At 45.8% G+C, this 7,283-nt stretch carries 8 protein-coding genes; 6 read left to right on the top strand and 2 right to left on the bottom strand.

Annotated features, from left to right (window positions below; all coding sequences use genetic code 11):
* Nucleotides 1-727 (top strand): AraC family transcriptional regulator (locus QTO00_RS11440; protein ID WP_331424931.1); only part of this gene is annotated, 727 nt, incomplete at its 5' end.
* Between the two features lie 12 nt (nt 728-739).
* Here the strand turns inward: QTO00_RS11440 and QTO00_RS11435 are convergent.
* Complete coding sequence (locus QTO00_RS11435) at nt 740-1,402, bottom strand: pyridoxamine 5'-phosphate oxidase family protein (protein ID WP_331424930.1); 663 nt, start codon at nt 1,400-1,402, stop codon at nt 740-742.
* A gap of 95 nt (nt 1,403-1,497) precedes the next feature.
* Here QTO00_RS11435 and pdxR point away from each other — a divergent pair, with 95 nt between their 5' ends.
* Together pdxR and QTO00_RS11425 are read left to right on the top strand one after the other, a co-directional pair.
* A complete protein-coding gene (gene pdxR / locus QTO00_RS11430; RefSeq protein WP_331424929.1) occupies nt 1,498-2,922 on the top strand; it encodes a MocR-like pyridoxine biosynthesis transcription factor PdxR in 1,425 nt (474 codons plus the stop codon).
* A gap of 44 nt (nt 2,923-2,966) precedes the next feature.
* Entirely contained in the window at nt 2,967-3,725 is a 759-nt protein-coding gene (locus QTO00_RS11425; protein ID WP_038204259.1) for a class II glutamine amidotransferase, read from the top strand.
* Here QTO00_RS11425 and yjeH read toward each other — a convergent pair.
* Nucleotides 3,711-4,970 carry an L-methionine/branched-chain amino acid transporter gene (yjeH, locus tag QTO00_RS11420; protein WP_331424928.1) on the bottom strand — a complete coding sequence of 420 codons (1,260 nt, stop codon included), beginning with the start codon at nt 4,968-4,970 and terminating at the stop codon, nt 3,711-3,713. The two genes, QTO00_RS11425 and yjeH, sit on opposite strands and share 15 nt — an antisense overlap.
* A gap of 199 nt (nt 4,971-5,169) precedes the next feature.
* On the opposite strand from yjeH, the gene QTO00_RS11415 reads away from it, so the two are divergent.
* From QTO00_RS11415 to QTO00_RS11405, 3 genes are all read left to right on the top strand, one after another.
* Nucleotides 5,170-5,619, top strand: a complete 450-nt coding sequence (locus QTO00_RS11415) for an Lrp/AsnC family transcriptional regulator (RefSeq protein WP_038204264.1) — start codon at nt 5,170-5,172, stop codon at nt 5,617-5,619.
* An 11-nt stretch (nt 5,620-5,630) separates the two neighbouring features.
* Nucleotides 5,631-6,551: a LysR family transcriptional regulator gene (locus QTO00_RS11410; protein WP_331424927.1), complete on the top strand. Its 921-nt coding sequence runs from the start codon at nt 5,631-5,633 to the stop codon at nt 6,549-6,551.
* Between the two features lie 105 nt (nt 6,552-6,656).
* Nucleotides 6,657-7,271 carry a LysE family translocator gene (locus QTO00_RS11405; protein WP_038204268.1) on the top strand — a complete coding sequence of 205 codons (615 nt, stop codon included), beginning with the start codon at nt 6,657-6,659 and terminating at the stop codon, nt 7,269-7,271.
* Nucleotides 7,272-7,283 lie beyond the last annotated feature (12 nt).

Here is a 7,283-nt window from a genome sequence, read left to right as displayed (position 1 = left end):
ACGCCGTTTGAACTACGGTCTGAATAGTTTGCAAAGTGGGGCGTTTTTGTCGGCGGCGCTCAGTGGTTCAATCATTAAATGGGTTTATCGAAATCCGCACATTAGTCCGCAAGCCAAAGTTCATGACAGTGTTCGCATGGCGGTGATACTGGTCAAAGTTATGCGAATCTATTTAGGTGAGGATTTCGCGCCTTTAAGAGTGCGACTGTCGGGCTCACGAAAAAACACCGATAAATATCGCGACTTTTTTGGTTGCGATATTGATTGGAGCCACTCTTGCACCGAAATCTGGTTTCATTCAGAGGTGAGGTTGGCAACCAAGCAGCAGTCAAGCTTGCGCAAAGGCCGACTGGCCATGAACTTTTCTGATTTGGATGAACTGCTTAACATGCCAGATCCTGAAGACGAGGTGAAAGTCATATATGAAGTGCTAAACTACAGTCGCTTTCATGGTCTACCGACACTTGAACATGTTAGTGGTTTGCTTGGTATGTCGACTCAGCAGTTTCAGCGTGCGTTACGTAAACTTGGGATGAACTTTTCAACCGTCTCTGGTTACGTGCTAAGTAACATCGCGGTGTCGATGATGGCGAAGGGGATAGAGATTGAAGAGATTGGGCGTAGCTTAGGCTATCAGAACATCGCTAGCTTTAATCGAATGTTTAAGAAGAATCGTGGTTTAACGCCCATTCAGTATGTCCGACACTACTGCTTAGATGAGCGTTAAACCAATGACCGACTAAGTTTTTTGCGTATGCCAACGACTGCCATAGGCTTTGCTGTAGTCAGGGACAGATGTATGTGTTGAGTCAGGCATCGCGGTTAACGGACCCACTACCGTTTTATAGGGTAGGAAGCCAGCAAAGGCATTGATCTCCATATCCGCTAGATCATCATTCACATCCCCTTGGCTTACTTTTACTGAAGCTTCCGTGAGTGGAATGGCTAATAGCATCGTACTACTGAGCTCTCGTTTGTTGCTAAGCCTGACATCTTTGGTTCTACCCGGTGCAATCTGCTCTACAAAATGGTTGAGGATTTTATCTTTCTCCTCGCTATTTTCGACTGGCGTGAAATGACCGAGTACGACTGCGCTTCGGTAATGAGCGCTATGATGAAATGCACTCCTAGCCAGGACCCAGCCATCAAAAAGGGTGAAGGTTAAGCAAGTATCGATACCGCTTTTCAAACTGCGCATCAAACGGCTATTGTTCGCGCCGTGGATGTAGACGGTATCAGCGATTCGCCACGCTAGCATTGGAACGACGTAAGGTTGCTCGCTGTCGGAGATGGCAATGTGAGCGATCATGGATTCATCAATGATGTCGTATAGTACTTGCTTATCATTCGCTGCCTTATGGGGCGCCTTTTTCAATTGAGTTCTTTTTGTCGCTGATAACATAGCTTTGCCTCCTGCAATGATTTGATTTTTCTAAAATGTATCTTTAAATTGGATCTTAAATTAGAGCCAATTTTGTTTAATGAATGGATCCAGTTATGGCCTTGATTGATACCGGTGATTTGAACCTGAGTAGTGATAGTCGAACTAAGCAAGAAGCGCTGTTTAGTGCCATTCGCGACAAGATTGTAGGGCAGTTGTGGACCAAGGGTTTAAAGCTTCCTTCTACCCGGCAATTGGCTCAGGATTTAAAGCTAAGCCGAAATACGGTTATTCACGCATACGATCAATTGCATGCGGAAGGTTACTTGGAGAGCAAAGCAGGCTCAGGATATTTTGTTTCGCTTGAACTTCCTGACCAGTTTGTTTCGGTAAACAAAGAGTTTCGAAGCGCTGCTCGTCTGGTATCAAGTACCATCAATAAGAACGCTTTTGCTCCTGGGGTTCCCGATTTAAATGAGTTTCCGGCTCATAAATGGCAGCGCCTGATCAATCGGCATATAGAGCGGGTTAGCATGCTTGGCGGGCAAGACATTCAAGGCGACTGCCATTTGCGAGAGGCACTGACTCGTTATTTGGCGACAAGCCGCTCGGTACTGTGCGATCCCAACCGGATCGTCATTACATCTGGTGCCCAACAAGCGTTAGCCATTTCAGCTTTGCTTACCTTAAACAGTGAGCGACGATTATTGATGGAGCAGCCGGGTTATACGCAGATGTCGAAGGTCATTGAACTGTTTGGTTTCGAACTGGTCCCGGCTATTGTCGAGCCTTACTTAGGATTAGATATCGCAGCAATCGAGCGCAGCAATGTAAAGACGATTTATGTCACTCCGAGTAATCAGTATCCCCTAGGAACGACTCTAGATATCAATCAACGTCTGAGATTAATTGAATGGGCAAGGGAGCGTGGTGGATGGATTATTGAAGACGATTACGACAGTGAGTTTCAGTTTGCACACCGTCCTTACCCAAGCTTGCAAGGGTTGGCTGCCAAAACAGGGCATGACCGGCATGTCATCTATGTGGGTTCGCTAAGCAAAGTCATGTTTAATGATTTACGTTTGGGCTATATGGTGCTGCCAGAGTCAATGGTCTCTGAAGCACTTAGCATCAAAGATGCGCTGAGTGGCGATTCTCCAAGTCATACTCAAGCTGCACTCGCCGATTTTATTTCTGAAGGTGATCTGTTAAGGCATATTCGCAAAATGAGGCGGTTGTATAAACAGAAACATCAGTTAATGGTGGCGGTGATAAAGCATCATTTTAAAGGTGATTTAGAGGTGATAAGCCAAGCCGCTGGTCTTCATATTACGGTTCGATGGAATGGGCGAGTCTCTGAGCAGGAATGGGCGGAGCGCGCGAAAAATCGCGGTATCGTGATAAGACCTTTTAATTATTATGAACAATCCAAAAAGATTCCTCACCGAGATTGGAATGGCACGGTACTTGGGTTTGGTAATGTGGCGTTGAACGATATTGAACCCAATGTTCGCGCCCTTGCTGAAATCTTCTATTCATGATGTTATGAATGTTGATTTAATAGGCAGAAGTAAGGATACAAGGTATGTGCCGATGGTTGGCTTATCAGGGAGAGTCGATATATTTGGATCAATTAGTCTATGAACCAGAGCACTCTTTGGTTCATCAGAGCCTAGAGGCGCGTAAAGCTGTCACTAGAGTTAATGCTGATGGTTTTGGGCTTGGTTGGTACACCGAGCGAGATACCCCCGGGCAGTTTCATGAAGTGCTACCTGCGTGGGGCGATGAGAACCTTCGTTCGTTAACCCATCATATTCGTTCTCACCGCTTTATGGCTCATGTTCGCTCTTCGACAGGAACGCAGGTCTCGCGTTCAAACTGCCACCCATTTATCAGTGACAATTGGATGTTTCTGCACAACGGGCAAATAGGTGGTTTTGAACGGGTTAAGTTTGAGCTTGAGCGTCAATTGAGCGAGTCGCTGTTTTTGAAACGGATGGGGACGACAGACAGTGAATTGATCTTCTTGCTGATGTTGCAAAATGGCTTGAAAACCAATCCAATTGAAGCGATTCGAACGACTTTGGCTTTGATTTGCAAGTTGATGGATGCGAAACAAATCGAAGATGCTCTCAAAGCGTCCATCTGTATTTCAGATGGCAATCAGTTTTGGGTTGTTCGCTATAGTTCAGATCTTGAAGCGCCAACGGTCTTTATTAAACAGGACGGCGCGAACATCGTATTAGCATCTGAGCCGTTGGAAAGAAGCCCGGAATGGAAAAAGATCACCAATCAGCGCATTCTTCATGTTAGTGACGATCAAGTAACGTCATACTCGATTTGAACTACTTGCCGTTCTCCACTTTTTCCAAGGTAGGCTGAGCAGAGCAAACACGCTAACTGCGTATAGCATTGACCAGCCTAGGCAGATAAATACTACAGAGCAAAGCACGAGCGAGATGGTCGCTAGGTAGCGGCCAAAGCCTGTCAGTAGTTTATAGGCCGCTAGCATAGCAAGTAGATAAACCAAGACAAAAATGCCGTTTGCTAGTTTAAGGAAAAACTCAAGATCTAATCCTGACAGTTGTCCCGCCACACAAGAAACTAGTGCCACACCACCTACAGTAAAAGTAGCGTTGGCAGGCACGCCTTGAATTGACAATCTCGCCAATGCGCTGTCTGGGCTGTACTCTTTAGCCTGCGCCCACACCATGCGAGAAAGGCTTTGCGTATAGAGGTTAACACTGGCAAAACACGCTCCGAATCCGACTAGGCTAATTAGGGCTTTGAACTTCGGCCCAAACAAAGTCTCTGAAATCCAAGGAATGGAAGCGCTGTCAAAGGTGGGGGTTCCGTACGCGCCCATTTTGAGTACGATGATCGAACAGATCCAATAGGTTGCCCCTGCTACGAAACAGCCGACTACGATAGCGATGGGAAAGTCACGTTGCGGGTTTTTGAACTCTTCACCCATATGGGCGAACGCTTCTATGCCCACAAAGCACCAAAACATGACTCCGAGCGCGACGCCTATAGACCATACGCTGTCATTGGTTAGCTCTGGTAAAACTAAGTCTTGAGAAGTAAAACCGCCCCTCCACCAGAATGCAGCAATAAGGGAAAAAATTGATAGTGCAATAACGGTTTGCAGTCGGCCTGATGATTTTGCGCCTGCTAAATTGACGCCAATCAGTAGTACCACAGTGAGTAGTTGAGCGAACAGTGAAGAGTTGGTGCTCTCAGGAAGCAATTGCTGCAAAAAACCACCGGCTAGCGCGATAGCCGCTGGAATGCCAACAGGAACAACACTAAGAAACAGCCATGCGACACTTTTTTCTAGCTTAGTGTTAAAGGCTTTTCGCACAAAATAGGCGGTTCCACCTGCGTTGGGGTAGCGCTTGCCAAGCTGGGCAAAGGTCAGGGCGATAGGACATATGGCAATAAATAGAATCAACCATGCCCATAGTGATGCTTGCCCCGCTATTCCGGCAGCGATTGCCGGGACCATAAACAATCCAGTGCCTAATAGGGTGGTCGATAGTTGGCCGATGCCAGACAGCAATGTTATCTCTTTCTTTAGCTCACTCACTGCTCTCTCCCTGCATCGTAGTTTTGCTTTTAAACTAGATTATCTTAAGCGGCTTAGCGATGCATTAGTCATTTCGTCGCAGATTGCAGTCATAGTGTCAGTTTAACGCGACTATGGCGTCAATTTGTCTGCTTTCATCTGTTTAAGTTTTATGTCACATTGCAAAAGATACCGACAGGGTAAGTTGGAATAGGGAACAATGGACAAATTTGATAGACAAATCATCGATATCTTAAAATACAACGCTAGAACAAGCGTGAGTGATATTGCTAGGCAAGTTAACCTATCACGTACTGCGGTAACCGCAAGAATACAAAAGCTTGAAACAGAAAAAGTGATCCTTGGCTACCATGCGGACATTGCATCGACCGACTCAAAAGAGTTGATCAAAGCATACCTAGCTCTTAAATTTGATACGTCGAGCTCGACTCAATATTGTGAAACCTATGCCGCCGAAATTTACAACATCGATGGCGTCAAATGGTGCCATGCGATTAGTGGTGAAACCGATATGATGCTATATGTTGAGGTTGATACCATGACTCGTCTCAATGCGATCCGTGATGAGCTACAAAAGATTCCCGAGTTGCGTCATCTTATGACTCACACCGTCCTTAATGAATTTTTCAACACGCTGCACCAAGGCTAAGGTGACAAAAGATGCTCAATCATCTTAATCTCAACTTATTGCGTTCTTTGAGCGTGTTACTCGAAGAGTGTCATGTGAGTCGATCCGCTGAACGACTGCATATTACCCAGTCTGCGATGAGTCGGCAGTTGGCACAGCTTCGGGATGTATGTGGTGATCCTCTGCTCGTGAGAGATGGCAACCTGTTGGTACCAACCCCAAGAGCGTTAGAAATGAAAGGTAAGCTTGGTGAGCTGCTGGCCGAATTTGACGCCCTGCTTGCAGACAAACCGTTTGATCCGTTGCTGTGGCAACAAGAGTTTGTATTGTCATCGAGTGATTATGTGGCGCAATACATAGTGCCAGATGTGGTTTCGGTGGTGGTAGAGCAAGCGCCTAACGTCAATATCGCTTACCGTTTATGGCAGCCAGATTTCCTTAATCATTTTGCGTCCTCTGGCATACATCTCGCTTCCACCATGTTAGCGCAAAAGCCTGATAACTTAAGTAGTGTTAAGATTGGTCAAGACATGTCGATGTGTTTGATGAGAAAAGACCACCCTTTGAGTCAGATTGATAGTATGACTTGTGATGATTTGGTGTCGTATCCCCACTTAAAGGTTACAGGAGGGGGGGATAAAGACTCTCACGCGGATCGCGTACTAAGTCAGCTAGGTTATCGGCGTAGAATTGCGTTAAAAGTGCCGTTTTTTTCTGCCGCTGTGAACGCACTAAGTAGCAGCGACTACCTGATGATTGTTCCTGAGCATATCGCACGAAATCTCGCTCGCGATGCCAACTTAGTCTTTAAGCCGCTACCTTTCAATACCGATGCACACCACTATTGGTTGATGTGGCATCCCAAATATGATCATGACAAAGCACACCAGTGGATGCGAGAGAAAGTACTTACAGCGATGCAAACATCACCTTACTCGATAGGTATGATTTAAAATCATGATTGTTATGATTAACTTTGATTTCAAATCATCACTGTCGTGGATTAACTTGGGAGTCGTGCCAAATAAGGTGGCATTTAAGGTCTAAAGGAAATCGCTATGACATTCACAATTTGGTTATCTCTATTTACGATTTGTATTCTTGGCGCGATGTCTCCCGGGCCAAGTCTCGCAATGGTTGCCAAACATAGCTTAGCAGGCGGCAGATTAAACGGCCTTGCAACGGCATGGGCACATGCGTTTGGTATTGGTATCTATGCATTTATCACTTTAATTGGTTTGGCGGTGGTATTGCAGCAGTCTCCTTTGCTGTTTAAGAGTATTAGCTATGCGGGGGCTGCTTATCTCGCTTACCTTGGTTACAACGCGATACGTTCAAAAGGTGGTGTTGCGGAAAAACTAGAATCAGGGAAGCAAACCAGTGCTTGGCAATCAGCAAAAGAGGGCTTCTTAATCTCGCTGCTTAGCCCGAAGATTGCCCTGTTCTTCATCGCACTATTTAGTCAGTTTGTTGCCGTCGGTGATAGCCTTGCCGCTAAAGGTCTGATTGTTTTAACACCATTTGTAGTCGACGGTCTTTGGTATACGCTGATTACGTTTTTGCTCTCTAGCCCAAGACTCATTGATAAAATTCGCTCTAAAGCTTTGCTTATTGATCGGTTGTCAGGAATGGTGCTTATTCTGCTGGCTGCACGTGTTATTCTTACGGTTTAGATCGGTTTGCTG

Source organism: Vibrio sp. M260118 (assembly GCF_036533755.1).
GTDB lineage: Bacteria > Pseudomonadota > Gammaproteobacteria > Enterobacterales > Vibrionaceae > Vibrio.
The sequence above is the reverse complement of the archived record's forward strand: the minus strand, read 5'-3'. Positions and strand labels throughout refer to the sequence as shown.

Coding starts and splice junctions, on each gene's coding strand:
- QTO00_RS11435 (WP_331424930.1), bottom strand. CDS start 1,402: ATGTTATCAGCGACAAAAAGAACTCAATTGAAAAAGGCGCCCCATAAG.
- pdxR (WP_331424929.1), top strand. CDS start 1,498: ATGGCCTTGATTGATACCGGTGATTTGAACCTGAGTAGTGATAGTCGA.
- QTO00_RS11425 (WP_038204259.1), top strand. CDS start 2,967: ATGTGCCGATGGTTGGCTTATCAGGGAGAGTCGATATATTTGGATCAA.
- QTO00_RS11405 (WP_038204268.1), top strand. CDS start 6,657: ATGACATTCACAATTTGGTTATCTCTATTTACGATTTGTATTCTTGGC.
- QTO00_RS11415 (WP_038204264.1), top strand. CDS start 5,170: ATGGACAAATTTGATAGACAAATCATCGATATCTTAAAATACAACGCT.
- QTO00_RS11410 (WP_331424927.1), top strand. CDS start 5,631: ATGCTCAATCATCTTAATCTCAACTTATTGCGTTCTTTGAGCGTGTTA.